This window comes from Pseudomonas sp. SMV71, assembly GCF_052042015.1.
Taxonomy (GTDB): domain Bacteria; phylum Pseudomonadota; class Gammaproteobacteria; order Pseudomonadales; family Pseudomonadaceae; genus Aquipseudomonas.
In genome coordinates, this window is sequence record NZ_JBKGGU010000015.1 from 68855 (window position 1) to 92277 (window position 23423).

At 60.5% G+C, this 23423-nt stretch carries 22 protein-coding genes; 11 read left to right on the forward strand and 11 right to left on the reverse strand.

Annotated elements, in window-relative coordinates:
• The first annotated feature begins 126 nt into the window (after positions 1-126).
• From ACLEJQ_RS16975 to ACLEJQ_RS16990, 4 genes are all read left to right on the forward strand, one after another.
• Positions 127-1014 (forward strand): LysR family transcriptional regulator, encoded by an 888-nt coding sequence (locus ACLEJQ_RS16975; protein WP_440796696.1) that lies wholly within the window; start codon positions 127-129, stop codon positions 1012-1014.
• A gap of 93 nt (positions 1015-1107) precedes the next feature.
• Positions 1108-1947 (forward strand): formate dehydrogenase accessory sulfurtransferase FdhD, encoded by an 840-nt coding sequence (fdhD, locus tag ACLEJQ_RS16980; protein WP_440796697.1) that lies wholly within the window; start codon positions 1108-1110, stop codon positions 1945-1947.
• Complete coding sequence (locus tag ACLEJQ_RS16985; protein ID WP_440796698.1) at positions 1944-4292, forward strand: FdhF/YdeP family oxidoreductase; 2349 nt, start codon at positions 1944-1946, stop codon at positions 4290-4292. The genes fdhD and ACLEJQ_RS16985 overlap by 4 nt, the downstream gene beginning before the upstream one ends.
• Before the next feature lie 426 nt (positions 4293-4718).
• Positions 4719-5198, forward strand: a complete 480-nt coding sequence (locus ACLEJQ_RS16990) for a glycine zipper domain-containing protein (RefSeq protein WP_440796699.1) — start codon at positions 4719-4721, stop codon at positions 5196-5198.
• A gap of 76 nt (positions 5199-5274) precedes the next feature.
• Here the strand turns inward: ACLEJQ_RS16990 and ACLEJQ_RS16995 are convergent, their stop codons facing one another.
• The 6 genes from ACLEJQ_RS16995 to ACLEJQ_RS17020 form a co-directional block, all read right to left on the reverse strand.
• Positions 5275-5694, reverse strand: coding sequence for an acyl-CoA thioesterase (locus tag ACLEJQ_RS16995; RefSeq protein ID WP_440796700.1), 420 nt, complete (start codon positions 5692-5694; stop codon positions 5275-5277).
• 51 nt (positions 5695-5745) lie between these two features.
• Positions 5746-6972: a 3-hydroxyacyl-CoA dehydrogenase NAD-binding domain-containing protein gene (locus tag ACLEJQ_RS17000; RefSeq protein ID WP_440796701.1), complete on the reverse strand. Its 1227-nt coding sequence runs from the start codon at positions 6970-6972 to the stop codon at positions 5746-5748.
• 134 nt (positions 6973-7106) lie between these two features.
• On the reverse strand, positions 7107-7343 hold the full coding sequence (locus ACLEJQ_RS17005) for a pyocin S6 family toxin immunity protein (RefSeq protein ID WP_440796702.1): 237 nt from the start codon (positions 7341-7343) through the stop codon (positions 7107-7109).
• A gap of 101 nt (positions 7344-7444) precedes the next feature.
• The gene (locus tag ACLEJQ_RS17010) at positions 7445-7768 is read right to left on the reverse strand and encodes a DUF7683 domain-containing protein (RefSeq protein ID WP_440796703.1); all 324 of its coding nucleotides are present in this window, start codon (positions 7766-7768) and stop codon (positions 7445-7447) included.
• Complete coding sequence (locus ACLEJQ_RS17015; RefSeq protein ID WP_440796704.1) at positions 7746-8000, reverse strand: colicin E3-like toxin immunity protein; 255 nt, start codon at positions 7998-8000, stop codon at positions 7746-7748. Before ACLEJQ_RS17015 ends, ACLEJQ_RS17010 begins: the two co-directional genes overlap by 23 nt.
• A gap of 7 nt (positions 8001-8007) precedes the next feature.
• Positions 8008-9258, reverse strand: coding sequence for a colicin E3/pyocin S6 family cytotoxin (locus tag ACLEJQ_RS17020; RefSeq protein WP_440796705.1), 1251 nt, complete (start codon positions 9256-9258; stop codon positions 8008-8010).
• A 403-nt stretch (positions 9259-9661) separates the two neighbouring features.
• Here ACLEJQ_RS17020 and ACLEJQ_RS17025 point away from each other — a divergent pair, with 403 nt between their 5' ends.
• Together ACLEJQ_RS17025 and ACLEJQ_RS17030 are read left to right on the forward strand one after the other, a co-directional pair.
• Complete coding sequence (locus tag ACLEJQ_RS17025) at positions 9662-10726, forward strand: S8 family peptidase (RefSeq protein ID WP_440796706.1); 1065 nt, start codon at positions 9662-9664, stop codon at positions 10724-10726.
• An 83-nt stretch (positions 10727-10809) separates the two neighbouring features.
• Positions 10810-10941 carry a hypothetical protein gene (locus tag ACLEJQ_RS17030; RefSeq protein WP_440796707.1) on the forward strand — a complete coding sequence of 44 codons (132 nt, stop codon included), beginning with the start codon at positions 10810-10812 and terminating at the stop codon, positions 10939-10941.
• Positions 10942-11118: 177 nt separating this feature from the next.
• Here ACLEJQ_RS17030 and ACLEJQ_RS17035 read toward each other — a convergent pair whose 3' ends face one another.
• The 3 genes from ACLEJQ_RS17035 to ACLEJQ_RS17045 form a co-directional block, all read right to left on the reverse strand.
• The gene (locus ACLEJQ_RS17035) at positions 11119-12663 is read right to left on the reverse strand and encodes a phosphoenolpyruvate carboxykinase (RefSeq protein WP_440796708.1); all 1545 of its coding nucleotides are present in this window, start codon (positions 12661-12663) and stop codon (positions 11119-11121) included.
• Between the two features lie 178 nt (positions 12664-12841).
• Complete coding sequence (gene hslO / locus ACLEJQ_RS17040; protein WP_440796709.1) at positions 12842-13744, reverse strand: Hsp33 family molecular chaperone HslO; 903 nt, start codon at positions 13742-13744, stop codon at positions 12842-12844.
• Positions 13745-13959: 215 nt separating this feature from the next.
• Positions 13960-14364 carry an RNA-binding S4 domain-containing protein gene (locus ACLEJQ_RS17045; RefSeq protein ID WP_440796710.1) on the reverse strand — a complete coding sequence of 135 codons (405 nt, stop codon included), beginning with the start codon at positions 14362-14364 and terminating at the stop codon, positions 13960-13962.
• A 227-nt stretch (positions 14365-14591) separates the two neighbouring features.
• On the opposite strand from ACLEJQ_RS17045, the gene rimB reads away from it, so the two are divergent.
• Both rimB and rimK read left to right on the forward strand, forming a co-directional pair.
• Entirely contained in the window at positions 14592-15074 is a 483-nt protein-coding gene (rimB, locus tag ACLEJQ_RS17050; RefSeq protein WP_440796711.1) for a retropepsin-like aspartic endopeptidase RimB, read from the forward strand.
• Positions 15071-15976, forward strand: a complete 906-nt coding sequence (gene rimK, locus ACLEJQ_RS17055; protein WP_030141550.1) for a 30S ribosomal protein S6--L-glutamate ligase — start codon at positions 15071-15073, stop codon at positions 15974-15976. The genes rimB and rimK overlap by 4 nt, the downstream gene beginning before the upstream one ends.
• 68 nt (positions 15977-16044) lie before the next feature.
• On the opposite strand, the gene ACLEJQ_RS17060 is transcribed toward rimK, so the two are convergent.
• Both ACLEJQ_RS17060 and ompR read right to left on the reverse strand, forming a co-directional pair.
• On the reverse strand, positions 16045-17358 hold the full coding sequence (locus tag ACLEJQ_RS17060; protein ID WP_440796712.1) for an ATP-binding protein: 1314 nt from the start codon (positions 17356-17358) through the stop codon (positions 16045-16047).
• A gap of 111 nt (positions 17359-17469) precedes the next feature.
• Positions 17470-18210 carry an osmolarity response regulator transcription factor OmpR gene (gene ompR / locus ACLEJQ_RS17065; RefSeq protein WP_260961483.1) on the reverse strand — a complete coding sequence of 247 codons (741 nt, stop codon included), beginning with the start codon at positions 18208-18210 and terminating at the stop codon, positions 17470-17472.
• A gap of 355 nt (positions 18211-18565) precedes the next feature.
• Between ompR and ACLEJQ_RS17070 the strand changes: the two genes are divergently transcribed.
• The 3 genes from ACLEJQ_RS17070 to gshA all read left to right on the forward strand — a co-directional run bounded on the left by ACLEJQ_RS17070 (position 18566) and on the right by gshA (position 23139).
• A complete protein-coding gene (locus ACLEJQ_RS17070) occupies positions 18566-20890 on the forward strand; it encodes a Tex family protein (RefSeq protein WP_440796713.1) in 2325 nt (774 codons plus the stop codon).
• A complete protein-coding gene (locus ACLEJQ_RS17075) occupies positions 20890-21273 on the forward strand; it encodes a PaaI family thioesterase (protein WP_440796714.1) in 384 nt (127 codons plus the stop codon). The genes ACLEJQ_RS17070 and ACLEJQ_RS17075 overlap by 1 nt, the downstream gene beginning before the upstream one ends.
• A 282-nt stretch (positions 21274-21555) precedes the next feature.
• A complete protein-coding gene (gene gshA, locus ACLEJQ_RS17080) occupies positions 21556-23139 on the forward strand; it encodes a glutamate--cysteine ligase (protein ID WP_440796715.1) in 1584 nt (527 codons plus the stop codon).
• The last annotated feature ends 284 nt before the right edge of the window (positions 23140-23423 follow it).

A 23423-nucleotide genomic window follows, 5' to 3' on the forward strand; every position in this document is an offset into this window, starting at 1 on the left:
CTCCTTGGATTTAAGTGTCCAAACGCCAAGACTAGACCAACCCAGACGAACCCGGTGCCCAGCCGACCAATGACCCCGTCACCCGCAAGCGCTAGAATCCGAAACTTCCTGCGCTCTGGAGCGAAGATGGACATCAAGCAGCTGAAATTTCTTATCGCACTGGATGAAACCCGCCACTTCGGCCAAGCCGCCGCCCGCTGTCACATCACCCAACCGACCCTGTCGATGCGCCTGCGCAGTCTCGAGGAAGAACTCGAGCTGCCATTGGTCAATCGCGGCCAGCGCTTTGAAGGGTTTACCGCGCCGGGAGAGCGGGTGCTGGCCTGGGCGCGCACGGTGCTGGCGGCCTATGACGGCCTGCAGGCCGAAGCGGCGGCCTGTCGCGGTAATCTGGTGGGCACGCTGCGCCTGGGTGTGGTGCCGCTGTCGGATTTCGATCCGCTGGCGATGATGCAGCGCTTGCACACCGAGCACCCCAACCTGCGTTTTGAACTGTCCTCCCTGAGCTCCGAGCAAATCCTCGAGCAATTGGCGAACAACCGCATCGACCTGGGCATTTCCTATCTCGAGCGCCTGGACAGCGAGCGTTTCGAGGCCCTTACGTTCAGCCATACCCGCATGGGCCTGCTGTACGACCAGCGATTTTTCTTTTTTGGCGAGCAGCCGCTGACCTGGCAGGCACTGATCGAATTGCCCTTGGGCATGCTCACCAGCGGCATGCATTTTCGTCAGTCCATCGACTACAACTTTCACAGCCGGGGCCTGACGCCTCAGCCGCTGTTGCAAACCGACGCCGTGCATCAATTGTTACAAGCTGTGCACGGCGGACTGTGTTGCGCAGTGATGCCCTTGGAAAACGGCCTGGATGTGCTGACCGAAGACCTGCGCATCCAGCCTATCGAAAGCGCACAGACGCTGGTCCCGCTGGGAATGATCATGCGGCGCGGCGCGCCACGTTCGGCGCTGGCGGAGGCCTGCTTCGCCCTCTACCAGAAATCAATGACAGGAAGTTGATCGACGTCATCTATTGAAAGATCAGTAATAGCGATTAGACGTGGCAGATTGCCGCATTTAGTCTTACCACTATTCCTACTTTCAGTGATGCCCATGAACGACAAGCCCCCTGCTTGCCCGGCACCCTCGGTGGAAACACCCGGGCCGGCCGCCAGCCAGAGCTATCGCTACTGCAATCTGGACCGCTCGCAATCGGACAGCACCGCGCTGGCCGAGGAAGTGGCGCTGGCGATTGCCTATAACGGCATCAGCCAGGCCGTCATGCTGGTCACCCCGACCGACCTTGAAGACTTCATCGTCGGCTTCAGCCTGGGCAGCGGCATCATTGAAGACGCGACGGACATCTATGACCTGCAACTGATCGGCGCAGGTTCCGCGCACCATGCCCAGGTGACCATCGCCAACCGTGCGTTCTGGAACCTCAAGCAACAACGCCGACAACTGGCTGGTACCAGCGGCTGTGGCCTGTGCGGCGTAGAAGCGGTGGAGCAGGCGTTGCCCAACCTCAAGGTCTTGCCAGGCGCGCCGCTCCCACCTGCGCAATGGCTCGATGGCCTGCGCCAGCGGATCAGTAAGTTCCAACCCCTGGGCCAGCACTGTGGGGCGGTCCACGCAGCGCTGTTCATGAACGCCCAGGGCGAGTTATTGCTGGGCCGCGAAGACATTGGCCGGCATAACGCCCTCGACAAGCTGATCGGCGCGCTGGTCCGGCAACAGATCCCGGTCGCCGGGGGCCTGGCCATCGTCACCAGCCGTTGCAGCCTGGAATTGATCCAGAAAGTGCTGCGCGCCGGTGTCCAGACCCTGGTCAGCCTGTCGTCGCCCACCGGTCTTGCCGTGCAGTGGGCCCGCCAACACAACCTCAACCTCATCCACCTGCCGCAAAAAAGTGCGCCGCGGGTCTACAGCCCTGCGATGGAGAATCAAGCGTGAGCAATCATCAACAAGCCGACCAGAAACCAGTACCGCGCTACAAGCCCTACAAGGGCCCGGCCGGCGGTTGGGGCGCGCTGATCAGCGTCGCCCAGGCCTGGCTGACCAGCGATAACGCGCTGAAAAACATCCGCATGATGCTCAAGACCAACCAGAACGGCGGGTTCGACTGCCCCGGCTGTGCCTGGGGCGACTCGCCGGAAAGCGGCATGGTCAAGTTCTGCGAAAACGGCGCCAAGGCCGTGAACTGGGAAGCCACCAAGCGTCGCGTCGATGCTGCCTTCTTTGCCCGTCACAGCGTGACCTCGTTGCTGGAACAGAGCGACTACTGGCTCGAATACCAGGGCCGCCTGACCGAGCCGATGAGCTATGACGCCGAAACCGACCGCTACAAGCCCATCAGTTGGGAAGCGGCGTTCGCACTGATTGGCAAGCACCTGCAAGGGCTGTCCAGTCCGAACCAGGCCGAGTTCTATACCTCCGGCCGGGCCAGCAACGAAGCGGCCTACCTGTACCAGCTGTTCGTACGCGCCTTCGGCACCAACAACTTCCCCGACTGCTCGAACATGTGTCACGAAGCCAGCGGCGTGGCGTTGTCCCAGAGCGTCGGCGTGGGCAAGGGCACGGTGACCTTCGACGACTTCGAGCATGCCGATGCCATTTTCGTCTGGGGTCAGAACCCCGGCACCAACCACCCACGGATGCTCGAGCCGCTGCGTGAAGCGGTGAAGCGCGGCGCCCAGGTGGTGTGCATCAACCCGCTCAAGGAGCGTGGCCTGGAGCGTTTCCAGCATCCGCAGCACCCGTTCGAAATGCTCACCAACGGCGATAAGCCGACCAACACCGCCTATTTCCGCCCAGCCCTGGGCGGCGACATGGCAATCCTGCGGGGCATGGCGAAGTTCCTGCTGCAATGGGAACGCGATGCGCAGAAGGCCGGCGAGCCGGCGGTGTTCGACCACGTATTCCTCAACGAACACAGCGCCAACGTGCTGGATTACCTGGCGGTGGTCGACGACACGCCGTGGGAGCAGATCGTCGCGCAATCGGGCATGAGCCTGGCTGAAATCGAACAAGCGGCGCGCATGTACGCCCGGAGCAAGAACGTGATCATGTGCTGGGCGATGGGGCTCACCCAGCATCGTCATTCGGTGGCGACCCTGCAGGAACTCGCCAACGTCATGCTGCTGCGCGGCAACATCGGCCGGCCAGGCGCCGGGCTGTGCCCGGTACGCGGTCACAGCAACGTCCAGGGCGACCGGACCATGGGCATCAACGAACGTCCACCGGTGGCGTTTCTCGACACCCTGGAGCGCCGCTTCCAGTTCAAGGTGCCGCGGGAAAACGGCCACAACGTGGTCGAGGCGATCCATGCCATGGCCGAAGGGCGGGCGAAGGTATTCATCGGCCTGGGCGGCAACTTCGCCCAAGCCACGCCGGACAGCCAGCGGACCTTCCAGGCCCTGACCAACTGCGACCTGACCGTGCAGATCAGCACCAAGCTCAACCGCAGCCACCTGGCCCACGGCAAGCAAGCGCTGATCCTGCCGTGCCTGGGGCGCACCGACATCGACCTGCAATCCGAAGGCGCGCAAGCGGTGACCGTGGAAGACTCGTTCAGCATGGTCCACGCCTCCAAGGGCCAGTTGCAACCGCTGTCGAACCAGATGCGCTCCGAACCCTGGATCATCGCCGGCATCGCGGCTGCCACCCTGGGCAGCCACCCGGTGGACTGGAACTGGCTGGCGGCCGACTACAGCCGCATCCGCGACCTGATCGCCGATACCGTCCCCGGCTTCAAGGATTTCAACGAAAAAATCCAGAACCCCGGTGGCTTCTACCTGGGCAACAGCGCCGGTTCGCGTCGCTGGAACACGGCGTCGGGCCGGGCCAACTTCAAGCCTAACCTGCTGCCGACCGACCTGGTGCACGAACGCACCCGTGCCACCGGCCAGTTGCCGGACCTGATCATGCAATCGATGCGCTCCCACGATCAGTACAACACCACCATCTACGGCCTCGATGACCGTTATCGCGGTGTTAAAGGCCAGCGCGACGTGTTGTTCGCCAACGAGGCCGACATCATTCGCCTGGGTTTCCGGCCGGGGCAGAAAGCCGACATCGTCTCGCTCTGGGATGATGGTCGCGAACGTCGGGTCAAGGGTTTCACCCTGCTGGCGTTCGACATTCCGGCCGGGCAGGCTGCTGCCTACTATCCTGAAGTGAACCCGTTGGTGCCCTTAGAGAGCATCGGCGACGGCAGCCACACGCCAACGTCGAAGTTCGTGGCGATTCGCCTGGAAGCGGCCAGTGAGGATGGCTTGATCCTGGCCAAGTCGGCCTGACGTTCCTGTGGGCAAGGGGCAAAAAACCTTGCCCACTACGCAATACTGTCCACTTAAGCACATCGCTGAACCGTGGTGAGGGAGCTTGCTCCCGCTTGACCGGCTGGCGTTCCAGTGCGAAGCGCGCACAAAAAAGGGCTGCTGCGCAGCCCAGCGGGAGCGAGCTCCCTCGCCACGATGAGTTCATACGCGTCAAGTGAACGGTATACGCCATCCATTGCACTTTTCGACCACCCACAAAAAAGGCCGCTTTCCCTAGAAAACGGCCTGTCCGAAGTAGCTAAAGACCGGGTAAAACGGCTTAAGTTCCAGACTAAAAACAATAACTTAGAGAATTGTGCACAAGTCGTGTTACTCGTCGGATTTCGATTGTCACGCAGCGAAGCCAGCCTCAGGATCGCGCCGTCATCCCTTTGAGGCTCCTCTATGAAGTTCTCCTCCATTCTCTTGTTGTCCCTTGGCCTGGTCAGCGGCATCGCCTCTGCGGGTGGTACTGCCGAAGCAGGCGTTGGCGGCGCATTGGGCGGGGTTTTGGGTTCGGTCGTCGGCCAGTCCCTGGGCGGCAACACCGGCTCCACTATCGGCGCGGCCCTGGGCGGCGCGGGCGGTAGTGCGGTCGGTGCAGACAAACACAGCCGCGGCGAAGCAGCCATCGGTGGTGCGCTGGGCGCAGCCGGCGGTAACGTGGTCGGCCGCAGCGTAGGCGGTACCACCGGCAGCCTGATCGGCGCGGCAGCGGGCGGCGGTGCCGGCGGCGCGCTGGGTAACTACATGGGCAAGGACGACGACGATGATCGTCGTTATGACGGCCGCCGCGGCGATCGACGCTACTACCGTGACGGCCATCCGGGTCGCGGCCATGCCTATGGGCATCGCAAGCATCACCATCGCCACTACCGCGACTAACGGCTGACTGATAACGCCGTTGACAATCGCAGCCTCCGACAGCGCCTGGCGCTGATCGCAGGCTGCGATTTTCGTTTCAGACCACCAGTCGCTGCAAAGCCCCGCGCAACCGATCCGGAATCGCCACCGGTCGATTCGACGCCCGATCCACGAACACATGGACAAACCGTCCCGCTGCGCACGCCTCCTCTTCACCTTCCTTGAACACCGCCAGCTCGTACTGCACCGAGCTACTGCCCAGCTTGGCAACGCGCAAGCCGACTTCAATTTTTTCCGGAAAAGCGATCGAGGCAAAGTAGTCGCAGGAGGAACTCACCACAAACCCCACCACCTCGCCGCCATGAATATCCAGGCCGCCGGTTTCGATCAGGTAGGTGTTCACCGCCGTATCGAAAAAGCTGTAGTAGGTGACGTTGTTGACGTGACCGTATACATCGTTGTCATGCCAGCGCGTAGTGAGCGGTTGCAAGTGCAGGTATTCGGAACGTTGGGGCATCAGTTGTCCTTGTGGGGGGCTCGTTGATGGGTTCGTGGCGCCGGGCCGGACCTAGCGCTGGGCGAAGCCCTTGCCCTGGGCTGCCAGTTCGCTGATCAGCCGTGCAGGCTTCCAATGATCGCCCTGCTTCGTTTCAAGCTCCAGCAGCCGCACGTGAATGTCATCCAGGCCCTGTTCATCGGCCCAGGCCATCGGGCCACCCTTGTCCGCCGGGAATCCATAGCCATTGAGGTAGACCAGGTCAATATCGTGGGCCGACTCGGCAATGCCTTCCTGCAGGATCTTCGCCCCTTCGTTGACCAACGCCAGCAGGCAGCGCTCGCGGACTTCTTCCGGTCCAATTTCGCGACGCTGAAAACCCAGCTCTTCACTGACCCGCAGCACCAACGCATCGACTTCAACATCATGCTCGGCCTGTCGGCTGCCAGGTTCGTAGTGATAGTAACCGTTGCCGCTCTTCTGCCCGAACCGCCCCAATTCGCACAAGCGATTATCCACTTGCACCTCGGGTGCATCCTGGCCTTTGCCCGCCAGCTCACGGGCGCGCCATTCCAGATCGATCCCAACGACGTCGTACATACGGAACGGGCCCATGGCGAAACCGAAAGCCTGCAATGCCGCATCCACCTGATGGGGAAATGCCCCCTCCAGCAGCATCTTGCGCGCCTCCAACACGTAGGGGTGCAACATGCGGTTGCCGATGAAACCGTGGCAATTGCCAGAAATCACGCTGACCTTGCCCATGCGCTTGCCCAACACCAGGGCCGCCTCCAGCACCGCCTTGGAAGTCTGCGCACCGCGTACGACTTCCAGCAATTTCATGATGTGCGCCGGGCTGAAAAAATGCAGGCCCAGTACCTGGGTGGGCCGCTGCGTGACTGCAGCAATGGCATCGATGTCCAGGGCCGACGTGTTGCTTGCCAGGATCGCCTCGTGCTTGAGCAGGCCATCGAGTTCGCGGAAAATTTTCTGCTTCAGTTCGAGGTTTTCATACACCGCCTCGATCACCAGGTCCACGTCGCGGATTGCCGTGTAGTCATCGGCGGGGGTCACCCGCGCGATCCGGGCATCGGCTTCGCCCTGGTCAATACGTCCCTGGCGCACGCTGTGGGCGTAGGTCTCAGCCACCGCGATCAGTGCCTGCTCAAGCATCTGTGGATTGTTGTCGACCCACTGCACCGCTACTCCGGCATTGGCCAGGCACATCACAATGCCCCGCCCCATAGTGCCTGCACCGACCACGGCGGCGCGCTGAATATCGAAGGGTGTCTGGCTCATGTTGGCTCTCTTGTTGGCGATCCAAAGACAGCCTTCACCTTAGCCAGCGTGAGATTTTTTTTGAAATTTATTCGTGTGATGGTGGGCATTCAGCGGATGGATACCCCCCCGCTTTTACCATAACCAGAAGACAGTCAACCATACGACGTTAAATACAGATCCAATTCTTTGCAGAAGGACATCCTTCCCAACCGTTCAATTTCCAACACTTGCTTCGCAGAAAGCTTAAAGTCCGCGCCAACGTGACTATCGACATTTTTCCATTGCATCACCGACATCAGCTGCTCCATCGGCAACTGGATGCATTGCTCAAATACCAGCCCATTCTTATCTGGAGAAAAGCCCAAAATATTAAAAGTCCCCCACTCCACAACTTTCTTCCATTTTCATCATCCACCTAATCTGCTAAAGCTGTTCAGCAGACACCTAAGTCCTTAAAAAAACACTAACCATGCAGTTTAATAATCATAAACTACAGCTGATTTGAAAAATAAGCAGGATCATGGATACTTTTCCCCAGTATAGTTTCCAAAATTTCAAGCTGATACCTTGATAAATCATAGCCCTCCCAACCCTGCTGTTCAGCAGCCCACCCCATAATTACTCTCAGAACCTCGTCATAACCCTCGGGGAGCCTTTCTTCAAAAGCGAGCAACCCAGTAGTATTGTAAAAAGCTTCAACTGTGTAGAGCATGGCCTGACGCTCAGATTTAATATGAGCTTGGTTTGTACGGTATGTGATATCAGAAGATTGAACAAATTTGAATTCATGCTCACCAAATATCCCGATAATCAAATGACACTTGATAGTCGTAGGCAGACAAATCAAGAACATGCACAAAATGGGGCTGTAATATGACGACCCACTCATCATTCACGTCAAAACCGCCTACATTTACATTGTCCTCAACCGGAACACCGAGAGCATCCATCACCCAAGGATCATCGCCAAAATCCTTGGTATACTCACGACCTTGACCAAGTTCTGTTTTCTTGTCGTACCAATCCAATTTGAGTTTTAAACCCATCATTCTCTCACAAATATTTTTTGATATTACGATCTGGTTTGGGACCATCAATTTGCTCGCCTGTTAAATAATCATAGGCCCCCAAATGACTTCCATCGCTTGCACGGTATGCCTCCAGCTCGCCGTGCATGAAATCCCACTCATAAATTATTCTGCCTTTTTTATCGGCCCACCGCTCTCGAAAGCCGCCGCCTCCCTGGCGAGGAGTCTTCTTTTTAACAACTCTTAAGTCAGGGAACCCTGCAATCTCCGTCACCTTGGGTGCGACATGGTATTCATGCCCTACGTCCGGCAACCCTTTACGCCGAATACTAAAAACTATGTATAGCGGCGAAACCCCGGAATCCGCCGGAAACACAAGAATGAAATCCTTGTACTCCGGTGGATAAATCGGATTGACGATAATGCTGTCCGCCGCGGGGGTTGGTGGAAAGATCCAGATATGAGGTGCCTGGGGAGCGGCCTCCAAGGCCGGAATTCCCAGCGTCGCCGAAGGATCTTGCGCTGGCGTCCAGATCAATTCGACCCCATCGCCAAAGTCCGCGACATAGAGGTCGCCGCGAACCTGGAAGGTCACCACTGGAATCATTTCCCAGTCAGGTCGTGCCTGGGTGTTGTAGCCATACCCTTTCAGCGTCCCGTCGGCTCGGGTTTCGATATGCAAGCGAACACGGGTGCGAGCGTGTGCCAGGGAGCGCAATTGATCTTCGGTATAGAGTGAGCCATCACCCAGGCTGGTAGGCGCCAACAAGCCCACCAGCCCCAGCAACGCACCCGCCGCCACAGGTGCGGAGATCGCGCCGACAGCGGCACTGGTGCCGGTACCCATGGCATTCAGTGCCGTCCCGCCCAAGGCAAACGTACCGAAGCTGGCCGGTAACGTACCGGTGATTCTTTTCAGCGGTACGCGTCCCGACTCGTCTACCTGGCGCCCACCCAGCAGCGTCACCGTGCCGTACTCTTTCACAAGCTCCGTAGGGATGTAGCCGGTTGGATTGCAGTAGTCGATAACCGCATCGGGCAACTTGCAGGACTTGGTGAATACGCAGCCCCGTATGGCCGGAGCGTGCTCTTGGTGCAGTTGGGCCAGGCGCGCCTTCATGTAAGCGTCCTGTCTGCCGAGCATGGCGTCGTGGCGTTGTTGATCGACTTCTCGCTTGGCCAGCTCGGCTGGGGTCATATCCCGCAGCTTCCTGTAGCCCCAATCGCCACCATGGTGCTCCCAGACCTGAGGCTCACCGGGTTTTCCTTTGCTCATCGTTCGTCCTTGCCCGGCCGTATCAACCCGGATTGAAAGGGAGGGACAAACCTTACCGACCAATTAAAAGAACGCTTACCAGACGCTTCCTGAATCGTTGTGGGATCGTTCCTCTTTGTTCCGGTACAACGATTTCCCCCTGGCATTTCCCATCCAGACGCGCCCTTCGGCCCGGACTCCGCCATGCACCTCACCCCAGGCTTCCTGCGTCAGTTCGTCGAGCCTCAGAAACGCTACCGGATGGTGCAGCGCCAACCCTTTTCTCTATGCCACGAAGTGATACAAATCCGAGCACTTTGATGCCTCGTCCATGGCTCTCCAGCGGGTTAAGGTGCGCCATCATTCATGCGTTACGCCGAGGCTTGGAAGCCGGGCGTTCAACACTCTGTTCAAGGACCGAACCATGCCCTACCCGTTTTCTGCGCCATGCGCGCTGGCGATTGCGTCAACCTTCCTATTGAGCGGCTGCCTGACCCTGCCCGCCTCCTCCGGCATTGAACCCGCCGAGTTCGAAACCCCGGAGTATCACGCCCAACCTGGCTTGGCCGTGGTCAAGGCTTCGTCCCTGTACGCTCGTGGAGGCAGCGGCCAGAACGTAACCGTGGCGCTGGTCGATTCGGGGCTCGCGGGTGATTTGAAGGAGTTCGAAGGCAGGCTGGCCGACCCTGGGTTCGATTATGTCGAGGGGCGCGCCGCTACGATTGACCGGATCGGCCACGGCACGCAAATGGCCGGCATCCTTGCCGCCAACAAGGACGACCGGGGCATGCATGGCATCGCGTTCAATGCACGGCTGATCCCCTTCCGTTTCGGCGACGATAACGAGCCGTTCTTCTTCGACAACAACATCGCACAGTCCTGGCAAAGTGGCTTCGACAAGGGCGCCCGAGTGTTCAACAACTCGTGGGCCAACGCCATTCCGGCCACTGAAATCAACGAAGCGCGGTACAACCAGGTGATGCCAGATTCCCTGGCGGTTGCCCGGAAACTGGTAGCGGACGGCGCCGTATTTGTCTTTCCGACCGGCAACGAACTCAAGCGCGAGCCATTGGCCGAGCCCGGATTGCCGGTCGCATTACCTGAACTGGAAAAGGGTTGGATCGCAGTGGTGGCCTTGAAGAGCGACGGCAGCGCCATCAATGGAAAATCCAACTATTGTGGTGTTGCAGCCGCCTGGTGCATCGCTGTCCCTGGCGGCGACGCCGGCGCAGAGGCCGGTCTGCTCACCGTAGGCAAGGACGGTCGCTACCTGCAAACGGCCGGCACATCACCGGCCGCCGCCCTCGTCAGCGGCGCCCTCGCGGCGCTACAAAGTCTGTATCCGGCACTCAGCCCGCACGAGGTACGTGAACACCTTCTGGCGACGGCCAACCGCTCGGGTATCTATGCCAACAGCGAAGCCTATGGCAGAGGGTTGATGGACCTTGAGGCTGCCGCGTTACGCCGGCCTGAACAAATGACGAACTGAACGAAAATCCAGCAAACACATTGCATCGAAACCGCCAGCGGCAAGACGCCCACGGCTCGCAACCTGGAAAAAAGGAAATGACCATGTCGTACAAACTCGCCTTACCCGCCACCCTGCTCCTGTCCCTGTTGCTGGGCGGATGCATGGAAATACCGGAGGAGCCGCCCATTCTGGCGACGCTCGAAACTCCAGTTGCTGGGTCTGCAACATCCTGACGATCCGATTAGCTTTTCCAGAATGCTCGAAAGTCGGTGAAGGCTTTATCGCAGCGGCTTGCTTGGGACTGTCCAGGCGCGAGCAGGAAACCATGGCGCCCGCATTTATCTATCGAACAAATAACCCCTATAAAAAAACCGCCCCTAAGGGCGGTTTTTTCATTCACTGTCCGAGCTTTACAACTGCGGGCCAGCGGCCTTGATCGCGTCGCTCACGTCGAACTTCTTGAAGTTCTCGATGAACAGACCAGCCAGTGCCTTGGCCGCTTCGTCGTAGGCAGCCTTGTCAGCCCAGGTGTTGCGTGGGTTCAACAGGCCAGTCTCGACGCCTGGAACAGCCAGTGGCACGTCCAGGTTGATGATGTCCAGGTGTTCGGTTTCAGCACCGACCAGCGCGCCGCTCTGGATAGCGGCGATCACCGCACGGGTGGTCGGGATGTTGAAACGCTTGCCGACGCCGTAGCCGCCGCCGGTCCAGCCGGTGTTGACCAGATAGACCTTGGAGCCGAAGCCACGGATACGCTTGATCAGCAGTTCAGCGTATTCACCGGCAGGGCGCGGGAAGAACGGGGCGCCGAAGCAGGTGGAGAAGGTCGACTTGATGCCGCTGCCCGAACCCATTTCGGTCGAACCTACCAGCGCGGTGTAGCCGGACAGGAAGTGGTAGGCGGCCTGTTCTTCGCTGAGGATCGACACCGGGGGCAGCACGCCAGTCAGGTCGCAGGTCAGGAAGATCACGGCATTTGGCTCGCCACCGAGGTTCTTCGGTGCGCGTTTTTCGATCAGTTCACGCGGGTAGGCCGCACGGCTGTTCTGGGTCAGGCTGTCGTCGGCGTAGTCGGCTTTCTTGGTCACCGGGTCCAGAACGACGTTTTCCAGCACGGCGCCATGCTGGATGGCTTTCCAGATGACCGGCTCGTTCTTTTCGGACAGGTCGATGCACTTGGCATAGCAGCCGCCTTCAATATTGAAGACCACACCCACGCCCCAGCCGTGTTCGTCGTCACCGATCAGGTAACGGCTTTCATCGGCGGACAGGGTGGTCTTGCCGGTGCCCGACAGACCGAAGAACAGGGTCACATCGCCCTCTTCGCCCATGTTGGCGGCGCAGTGCATCGGCAGCACGTCGGCGGCTGGCAGCAGGAAGTTCTGTACGGAGAACAGGGCTTTTTTCATTTCACCGGCGTAGCGCATGCCAGCGATCAGCACTTTCCTGGCCGCGAAGTTGATGATCACGGTGCCATCGGAGTTGGTGCCGTCGCGCTCAGGCTCGCAGACGAAGTTTGGCGCGTTGAGGATCTGCCACTCCTCCTTGCCGCCGGCGTTGTACTGCTCGGGGTTGATGAACAGGCAGCGGCCGAACAGGTTGTGCCAGGCGGTTTCGGTGGTCATCTTGACCGGCAGGTAGTGGGCAGGATCGGACCCTACATGCACGTGGGAGACAAAACGCTCGCGCTCGCCCAGGTAGGCTTCGACGCGGTTCCACAGGGCATCGAACTTGTCGGCCGGGAACTTGCGGTTGATCGGGCCCCAGGCAATGGCGTCCTGGGTGGTTGGCTCTTCGACAATGAAACGGTCGACTGGCGAACGGCCGGTACGATGACCGGTACGAACAACCAGTGCGCCGGTATCGGCAAGCTCGCCTTCACCGCGATTCAGGGCTTCTTTGACCAGTTCATCGACACTCAGATCGGTGTACACGGCGTTATTGGCTTGCGTCATGAGATTCCCCGTCGGCCCGTGGCCGAGTGCTCCAAACGTTTTGTAGTAGGAAGTCGCGCACTACTACCCGAAAAAAGTGGGCCGGATTATGCCAGAAAAGCCCAAAAAGAGTAGGGCCCTCCCGTCAGTACGGCGTAAATCCGGCGTTTGCCAGGAGATTTACCTGCGCTGAAGCGTTTTAGTGACGAGTATCTGACGGCGTGTCGACACCCGCGCCCGCGAACAACTGAACGATGTCCGCGGCATCGAACAGGTAGCGCTCGTTGCAAAACTGACAATCGATCTCGATGGCACCGCCATGTTCGATCACCAGTTGCTGCGCATCTTCCAGACCCAGACTGACCAGCGCATTACCGGAACGTTCACGGGAGCAACTGCATTGGAAGCGCAACGGCTGGCCGTCGAACAGGCGCACCTGTTCCTCATGGTAGAGGCGGTGCAGCACGGTTTCGTTGTCCAGGCTCAACAGTTCATCGGCGCTCAGGGTGCTGGCCAGGGCGGTGACGTGCTGCCAGCTGGCGTCACGCTCTTCCGGATCGCGGATACGATCGGCGGGCAATTGCTGCAGCAGCAAACCACGGGCACGTCGCCCGTCTGCGTAGAGCCAGAACCGCGAGTTGGTCTGTTGGGACATGACGAAGTAGTTGGTGAAGCAGTCGGCCAGGGTCGCCCCATCGAGATCGACGATGCCTTGGTAACGCTTGCCATGGGTCGGGTCGACCGTCAGGGCCAGTACACCGTTGGGCATCAGGTCCGCCAGGGTCGCATCGGGCGCGATCTGCGCGGCGTCGTAACGAGCCAGGCCGCGGATCTCGCGCTCGCTGGAGCACTCGATCATAAGCAGGGGCACCGGCCCCTCGGAACGAGCCTGGAGAATCAGCAAGCCATCGAACTTCAGGGTGCCGACCAACAGCGCCGCAGCCGCCATCAGTTCACCGAGCAACTGCGCGACCGGCTCCGGATAAGCGTGTTTGGCGAGGACTTCCGCATAGCTGCGCTCCAACGACACCAGCTCACCACGGGCGTCGCTGTCATCGAAAATGAAACGTTGGGTGAAGTCGGTGTCCGGTAAATCAGTCATAGGGTCTGGTATCTGAGGTGATGACAAATGATGGTGGGCATTTTATGGGCATTGACGGTGGGTTCCAAGCAAGGCGAGGGGTGGACTGACGCGTAGCCTGCACCGCTCGCTCCATTAGGATGCTGATTGAACCTGTGGCGAGGGGATTTATCCCCTCGCCACAATTTTTCACTCCGCCGCCGCCTCGCTAGATTGGCAAACAATCCGTTCAGGACCTACTCGCTGTTGTCGCCCCGAAACTTGAACAGGTCCCGACGCTGCTTCTTGCTCGGCTTGCCATCGGTGCTGACGCCCAGGGCCCCCGCCTTGCGTTGGGCAGCCGCGGCTTCGCGCCTGGCGATGCTCGCCTCGGTTTCGCGGTACAGCGTCTGCGCTTCAGGCGCCCCGCGACGCACGATCGACAGAGCTTCGACCACCACAGTCTTTTCATCGAACCCGGCACGGATCACAAACTCATCGCCGACCCGAGGCTCCTTGCCCGGCTTGCAACGCTCGCCCCGGTGATGAACCTTGCCACTTTCAATAGCCGCCTTGGCCAAGGCCCGAGTCTTATAGAATCGCGCCGCCCACAGCCACTTATCGAGCCGGACCTTGTCGTCCTCTGCATTTTTTTGTGTCACTGCAATTCCTCTTTCCGCGAACAGTCAGAACTGTACTACCGTTTTTGTCGAGCGCACGAATCGGGCCCGACAGATAGAATGCCGCCGAGCCGACTCCAGCCCCCTGGCCCTGAAAGTTACGACCGGAAACAGGTAGGTAGATAACTGTCGCCATTTTGGGATTATTCTGCGTGAATACCGCGATTCGCGGAGTCCACGATCCGATGTACTGATCGCAGGTTTTTTTATTGAAGACTTTTGACCATTTGACCGTTGTCGGTCTACGCGAGTGGGTGGCGCTCCCGGATCTGGGAGTCGCGGGCCTGCGGGCCAAGATCGACACCGGCGCCAGCACCTCCAGCCTGCACGCCACGGACATCGAACCCTTCGAGCGCGACGGCGAGAAGTGGGTACGCTTCACGGCGCACCTCGGCACGGTGGTGCAACTGCGCCATCGCCGTTGCGAGGCCCCGCTGGTGGCGCGCAAGACCATAAAAAGCTCCAACGGCCACGCCCAGGTCCGCTACGTGATCAGCACCACGTTGGCACTGGGTGACCGGATCTGGCGGGTCGAATTCACTCTGGCCTGCCGCAAGTCCATGCGATATCGCCTGTTACTGGGTTCCAAAGCCTTGATCGACGGCCAGTTGGTGGTCAATCCAGGCACCAAATACGTTCAAGACAAGCCGGTGTTCCCGGTGTCCACTACCTCTGCCACAGGTGTTGCATGAAGATCGCTGTGCTGTCGCGAAATCCGCGTCTGTATTCCACTCGTCGCCTGGTTGAAGCCGGGACCGAACGTGGCCATGAAATGGTGGTGATCGATACCCTGCGCGCCTACATGAACATTGCCAGCCACAAACCGCAGATCCATTACCGTGGCAAGCCGTTGGAAGGCTTCGATGCGGTGATCCCGCGCATCGGCGCATCAGTGACGTTCTATGGCTGCGCCGTATTGCGTCAGTTTGAAATGATGGGCGTGTATCCCCTCAACGAGTCCGTGGCCATCGCCCGCTCCCGGGACAAGTTGCGCTCGCTGCAACTGCTGTCGCGCCGGGGTATCGGCCTGCCCGTGACTGGTTTCGCCCACTCCCCGGACGACATCCCCGACCTGATCGCCATGGTCAACGGCGCGCCGCTGGTGATCAAAGTGCTGGAAGGCACCCAGGGCATCGGCGTGGTCCTGTGCGAGACCGCCACGGCGGCGGAATCGGTGATCGAGGCATTCATGGGTTTGAAGCAGAACATCATGGTCCAGGAGTACATCAAGGAAGCCGGCGGCGCGGATATCCGCTGTTTCGTCGTGGGCGACAAGGTAATCGCCTCGATGAAACGCCAGGCCCGGCCCGGAGAGTTTCGCTCCAACCTGCATCGTGGCGGCAGCGCCAGCCTGATCAAGATCACTCCGGAAGAGCGCATGACCGCCCTGCGTGCCGCAAAGGTCATGGGCCTGGCTGTTGCGGGTGTAGACATCCTGCGCTCCAACCACGGGCCGCTGGTCATGGAAGTCAACTCATCGCCCGGCCTGGAAGGAATCGAGACCACCACCAGCAAGAACGTGGCGGGGATCATCATCGAGCATCTGGAAAAGAATGGCGGGCCGAACATGACCCGGACCAAAGGCAAAGGATAGGGGGAGCTGTAAGCTGTAAGCTGCACTGCCTGAGCTTGTAGCTTGTAGCTTGTAGCTTGTAGGCGCCCCTAGACCGCATCCCGAGGCAGCATCAACCCCAGCGGCAAGCGCACCCGCGCTTCCAGGCCGCCACCGACGCGGTTGCGCAACTCTACATTGCCGCCATGCATCGAGGCGATGCGCTTGACGATGGCCAGGCCCAGCCCCGTGCCCTTCCCACCTCGGGCGCGGTCGCCGCGGGTAAATGGATTGAAAATCGCTTCCAGCTCCGACGGATCGATGCCCGCGCCACGGTCCATGACGCTCAGCACCACATAAGGCGCACTAGTGTCGCCGGAAACATAAGCCGCGACTTCGACGTCGGATCCGGCGTGGTTCAGGGCATTGCCGATCAGGTTGTTCAACAGCCGTTTCATCGACACCCTGCGCAACGGGAACGGCTGGATCGGCTCCAGTCGCAGATGTACTTTTTCACCGTTCTGGTTATAGGGTGCAGCGACTTCCCGCACCAGATCGCTGAGGTCCACCTCTTCCACCGACTCATCGCGACCATCGCGGATGAACGCCAGGAACTGGTCGAGGATCGCATCCATGTCCTCGATGTCGCGCACCATTTCGTCCGTCAGGTCGGTGTGCTCGCCCATCAGCTCCAGGGATAGTCGCAGCCGCGTCAGTGGCGTGCGCAAGTCGTGGGAAACACCCGCAAGCATCAGCTCACGCTCGCGCCCGGCCTGCTCGACATCTTCGGCCATCTGGTTGAAGGCACGGTAGACCTCGGTCATCTCGCTGGGCGTGTCGCTGATGGGCAATCGGACGCTGCGGCCCTGGCCCAATTGGCGGGCAGCGTAGACCAGCCGCTTCAACGGCTGGTTGAGCTGACTGACGAAGATCCACGCCGAAGCCGTCGACAGCAGGCCGATGGCCAGGAACCAGCCGAGTACGTTCCAGATTTTCTGTCCGCGCAAAGGATGCGGGTACAACGGCACCTTCAGCCAGCCGTCTCCCAGGCTCGGAGCCCGTACCCACAGCGCCGGAGGTGAATGCATGCGCAAGCGGACCTCGGTGTCGGCTCCCAGCTCAGCCTGCATTTGTCGTTGATAGATCTCGCTGTAGGGCCAGTGCTGTTCACCTTCCGGCACGCCGGCACCGACCACGCGGATCAGCGTCGCCGCCTCGGCGATCTTCGTCCGGTTGGTTTCGTCCGCCGCCCAGTAGGCCCGTAAGGTCAAGGCCACACCATGGCTGTACTGGCGGTCCACGAGAACGTCCTCGTTCATCAGCAGGTATACCAGCGTCAGAGCCTTGGAAAAGAGCACGACGATCAAAACCAGCCAGAGGGTGCGGGAGAAGAAGCTCTGGGGGAACCAAACGGGGGTTTTCATGGATAACCGCTACACACTTGCAGGAGCGAGCGATACTCGCACAATGACGGACCGCGGGTCGCCTGAAGGAAGACAATTCCCGACAGGCCACCCGCTCCTACAAATCACCGATCACTTGCTGGCGGCGCCATCCGGCACGAAGACATAACCCACGCCCCAGACCGTCTGGATGTAACGCGGCTTGGATGGATCAGGCTCGATCATCCGACGCAGACGGGAAATCTGCACGTCGATGGAGCGCTCCAGTGCGTCCCACTCGCGACCCCGGGCCAGGTTCATCAACTTGTCGCGGGTCAGCGGCTGGCGAGCATTCATCACCAGGGCCTTGAGCACCGCGAACTCGCCGGTGGTGAGCATGTGGACCTCGTTGCCGCGCTTGAGCTCGCGAGTCGCCAGGGACAACTCGTAGTCGCCGAAGGTCACGCTCTCGTCTTCGCTGCCCGGGGCGCCAGGCACCGGAGCCGACTGGCGACGCAGGACAGCCTTGACGCGGGCCATCAGCTCGTCCGGGTTGAACGGCTTGGCCAGGTAATCGTCGGCGCCCAGTTCGAGCCCCTTGATACGACTCAGCTCGTCGCCCTTGGCGGTGAGCATGATGATCGGGATCTGGTTGTTCGCGCCACGCAGCCGGCGGCAGGCGGTCAGGCCGTCTTCGCCGGGCAGCATCAGGTCGAGCACCACCAGGTTGAACACTTCACGGGCCAGGAGCCGGTCCATCTGTTCGGTATTGGGTACGGTGCGGGCGCGGTAGCCCTTGCTGACGAAAAAGCGCTCCAGCAGGCTGCTCAGCCCTGGATCGTCGTCAACGATAAGAATTTTTTCGCCTTCAGCAGTTTGTGCAGTGCTGCTCATAGGAAGCTCCTTTGATCTTGGCGCGCATTATGGCCTAGCTGCCGTTATACGCACCCGTGTGCATTGTTAGCAGATTTTTCCTCTAACTCCACAAATCCGCGGATCGAGCCTACAACCACACACCCCTCCCTAAGGACAGAACGCTGGTTATAATGCGCGGCCTTTTATGCCAGGGGATGTCGGTTCTTGATCAATCGACATGTATGTACCCCGGCCGGCAGCACTTTCTGAATTTCGCGGATCGACAGGCAGCCTGTCGATCCAGGCAGCGACCCATGCCAGGCCGCTCAACCAGTCTCGCCGAGCCCCGCTAGCGCGGCGGCGAGCCTGATTTCATCATTTGTCAGGTGGTTTTATGGACAGCATCAACAGCCGCATCGCCGAGGAACTCGGCGTACGCCCGCAACAGGTCGAAGCGGCCGTCGCGCTACTCGATGAAGGCTCCACGGTGCCTTTCATCGCCCGTTACCGGAAAGAAGTGACCGGCAGCCTCGATGACACCCAGTTGCGTCATCTGGAAGAGCGCCTGCGCTACCTGCGTGAACTCGACGAGCGGCGCATCAGCATCCTGGCCAGCATCCAGGAGCAAGGCAAGCTGACCCCGGCGCTGGAGCGCGACATCAAGCTGGCTGACACCAAGACCCGCCTCGAAGACCTCTACCTGCCGTACAAGCAAAAGCGCCGCACCAAGGGCCAGATCGCCCTGGAAGCCGGTCTCGGCGAGCTGGCCGACGGCCTGTTCAACGATCCGAGCCTGGCCCCGGAAACCGAAGCGGCGCGCTTCGTCAACGCAGAAAAGGGTGTGGCGGACGTCAAGGCCGCCCTGGAAGGCGCCAAGTACATCCTCATGGAGCGTTTCGCCGAAGACGCCAACCTGCTGGAAAAACTGCGCAACTTCCTCAAGCAGGAAGCCATCCTCAGCGCCCGCGTAATTGCCGGCAAGGAAGAGGAAGGGGCCAAGTTCCGCGATTACTTCGAACACGACGAACCGCTCAAGAGCGTGCCGTCCCACCGCGCTTTGGCGATTTTCCGCGGCCGCAACGAAGGCATTCTCAGTTCCGCATTGAAAGTCGGCGATGAGCTGCCCGGCACGATGCATCCGTGCGAAGGCATGATCGGCCAGCAGTTCGGCATCCAGAACCAGAACCGCCCCGCCGACAAGTGGCTGGCCGAGGTGGTGCGCTGGACCTGGAAGGTCAAGCTCTATACCCATCTGGAGACCGACCTGCTGGGCGAATTGCGCGACAGTGCCGAGACCGAGGCGATCAACGTCTTCGCCCACAACCTGCACGACCTGCTGCTGGCCGCGCCGGCCGGCCCGCGTGCCACCCTGGGCCTGGACCCGGGCCTGCGCACCGGTTGCAAGGTGGCGGTGGTGGATTCCACCGGCAAGCTGCTGGACCACACCACGGTCTACCCCCACGTCCCGCACAACAAGTGGGACCAGACCCTCGCCGTGCTCGCCGCCCTGTGCGCCAAGCACTCGGTGGACCTGATCGCCATCGGCAACGGCACCGCCAGCCGTGAGACCGACAAACTGGCTGCCGAGCTGATCAAGAAATACCCGGCCATGAAAATGACCAAGGTGATGGTCTCTGAAGCCGGCGCCTCGGTTTATTCGGCGTCGGAACTGGCCGCCAAGGAATTCCCGGACCTGGACGTGTCGATCCGTGGCGCCGTGTCGATTGCCCGGCGCTTGCAGGATCCGCTGGCGGAACTGGTGAAGATCGATCCGAAATCCATCGGTGTCGGCCAATACCAGCACGACGTGTCCCAGCTGAAGCTGGCCCGCGGCCTGGACGCCGTGGTCGAGGACTGCGTGAACGCCGTGGGCGTGGACGTGAACACCGCGTCGGTGGCGTTGCTGGCGCGGATCTCCGGCCTGAATGCCACGCTTGCGCAGAACATCGTCACTCACCGCGACGAACACGGCGCATTCAAGTCCCGCGCCGCGTTGAAGAAAGTCCCGCGCCTGGGGGAAAAAACCTTCGAGCAGGCGGCCGGTTTCCTGCGCGTCATGAACGGCGACAACCCGCTGGATTCCTCGGCGGTCCACCCCGAGGCCTATCCGTTGGTGCAACGCATCGCCGCCCAGACCGACCGCGATATCCGTTCGCTGATCGGTGACGCCGCGTTCCTCAAGCGCCTGGATCCGAAGAAGTTCACCGACGAGACCTTCGGCCTGCCGACCGTGACCGACATCCTGCAAGAACTGGAAAAACCGGGCCGCGACCCGCGTCCGGAGTTCAAGACTGCCGAGTTCCAGGAAGGCGTCGAAGACCTCAAGGACCTGCAACCCGGGATGATTCTCGAAGGCGTGGTGACCAACGTCACCAACTTCGGTGCATTCGTCGACATCGGCGTGCATCAGGACGGCCTGGTCCATATTTCGGCGCTGTCGGAGAAATTCATCAAGGACCCGCGCGAAGCGGTGAAGGCCGGTGATGTGGTGAAAGTGAAGGTCATGGAAGTCGACATCCCGCGCAAACGCGTCGGCTTGTCGATGCGCATGAGCGACACGCCGGGCGAAAAAGTCGACGGTGCCCGTGGCGCTCGTCCAGGCTCCACGCCGCGCCAGCCGCAGAGCTCCGCTCCACGCAAGGAAACCGCTACTGCGGCCCCGGCCAACAACGCCATGGCCTCGTTGTTCGCCAACGCCAAGCAGTTGAAGAAACGCTGATGGACATACCGGCCGGGTTGGTGGAAAGCGCGTTTTTCAAGCTGCTCGGCTGCCGTCTGCACAGCCTTGCTGACGGGGTGGCGCAAGTCGCCCTGGGCCTTGAGGCGCCATTGCGCAATCGTGGCGGCAAGCTGCATGGCGGGGCGTTGTTCAGCCTGGTGGACATCGCCATGGGGCTGGCCTGCTCCAGCGTCCATGGTTTTGACCAGCAGAGCGCGACCATCGAGTGCAAGATCAACTACATACGCGCCGTGTCCGAGGGCGAAGTGCTGTGTACCGCCCGGGTGATTCACCCGGGCCGACGCACACTGGTGGTCGAGGCCGAGGTCGTGCAAGGCGACAAACTGGTCGCAAAAGCGCAAGGCACGTTCGCTGTCCTATAGCTCCCCACCCTCGATTTGAGTTAATTTCGGCGCTGCGAATGCGGCGTCGAAGCTCGCCATGACTCTCTGTGGGAGCGAGCCTGCTCGCGATGGCGGTGTGCCAGTCGACATGACTGTTACTGATCCACCGCTATCGCGAGCAGGCTCGCTCCCACGGAAAGACCAGCGGCAATGATGTCTCGGCCGCACAAAACCAGGCGAAAACGCCAGTTTTAACTTCACCCTTGTAGACCGTCCTGCCCACCCCCATATTGGGGCGACTGACGCGTGAAGGAATTCAACTTGAGCGACCTTTTAAACCGCCGCCTGGCCCTGCTCGGTGAGCGCGCCAACCTCTCTCTGCTCGAACAATGCCTGCACGGCATCGAGCGTGAATGCCTACGCGTCACGGAGGATGGCCACCTGGCCCAGACGCCGCATCCCAAGGCCCTGGGCTCGGCGCTGACCAACGAACAGATCACCACCGACTACTCCGAGTCGCTGCTGGAATTCATCACTCCGGCCCTGGCCGACCCGGCCGACACCCTGCACAGCCTCGACCGGATCCACCGTTTCGTTTACAGCAAACTGGGCGACGAGTACCTGTGGAGCCCCTCGATGCCGTGCCCGCTGCCGGCCGAGGAAGACATTCCGATTGCGTACTACGGCACCTCGAACATCGGTCGGCTCAAGTATGTCTACCGTCAGGGCCTGGCCTTGCGCTACGGCAAGACCATGCAATGCATCGCCGGGATCCACTACAACTTCTCGTTGCCGGAAAAGCTCTGGCCACTGCTGCGCCAGGACGAAGCCACCGAGGTCAGCGACCGCGACTTCCAGTCTTCGGCCTACATCGCACTGATCCGTAACTTCCGCCGCTACAGCTGGCTGCTGATGTACCTGTTCGGCGCCTCGCCGGCCCTGGACGCCGGTTTCCTGCGCGGCCGCCCGCACCAGTTGGAACAACTGGATCCGGACACGCTGTACCTGCCCTACGCCACCAGCCTGCGCATGAGTGACCTGGGTTACCAGAGCAACGCCCAGGCCGGCCTCACGCCTTGCTACAACGACCTTGCAAGCTACACCGACAGCCTGCGCAAGGCTGTGGCGACACCCTATGCGCCGTACGTCGAGGTGGGGACCCACCAGAACGGTGAGTGGGTGCAGCTCAACACCAACATCCTGCAGATCGAAAACGAGTACTACTCCAACATCCGTCCCAAACGCGTGACCTACACCGGCGAGCGGCCGATCCAGGCTTTGATGGCCCGGGGTATCCAGTACGTCGAAGTGCGCTGCCTGGATATCAACCCGTTCCTGCCGATGGGCATCGATCTCACTGAATCGCGTTTCATCGATGCATTCCTGCTGTATTGCGGCCTCAACGACAGCCCGCAACTGGAAAACAACGAATGCGGCAACGCCACGAGCAACTTCCTGACGGTGGTCAAGGAAGGCCGCAAGCCTGGGCTGCAATTGCAACGTCAGGGCCAGGCCGTTGACATGCAGGCCTGGGCCATCGAATTGCTGGAAAAAATCGCGCCGCTGGCTTCGTTGCTCGACCAGAGCAACGGTGGCGATGCCCACCGGCAGTCATTGGAGGCGCAACTGGCGAAGGTCCGTGACCCGTCCCTGACCCCGTCCGCCCAGGTGCTGGCCGCCATGGCCGAGCATCAGGAAAGCTTCGCCCAGTTCTCCCTGCGCCAGAGCAAAGCCCACGCCGAATTCTTCCGCGCCGAGCCGTTGCCTGCCCAGGAGCAGGACACATTCGACGAAGCCGCCCGCCAATCGCTGGTCCAGCAAGCTGAGCTTGAGCAGAACGAGGTGGGGGATTTCGATGTGTTCGTCGGTTCGTACCAGGCGAGCATTCTGGCGATCAGTAACTGACGGCTGTCGTGTCGATCCGTTACTGAACGGCTTTTGTGGCAAGGGAGCTTGCTCCTGCTCGGCTGCACAGCAGCCGCAAAATCCCGGGCCTGCTTCGCAGTCCAGCGGGAGCAAGCTCCCTCGCCACAGCAAGCTCCCTCGCCACAGCAAGCCCCCTCGCCACAAGAGCATGTGCTTGCCATGCGCTGAGTTTTTCGCTGATAAGCTCATTCTAAAAAGTTATTTATTTCTGAATTCTTAGATCATTTAGTCTCCTTCCATACCAACCATTTCGGTGGCCTGTT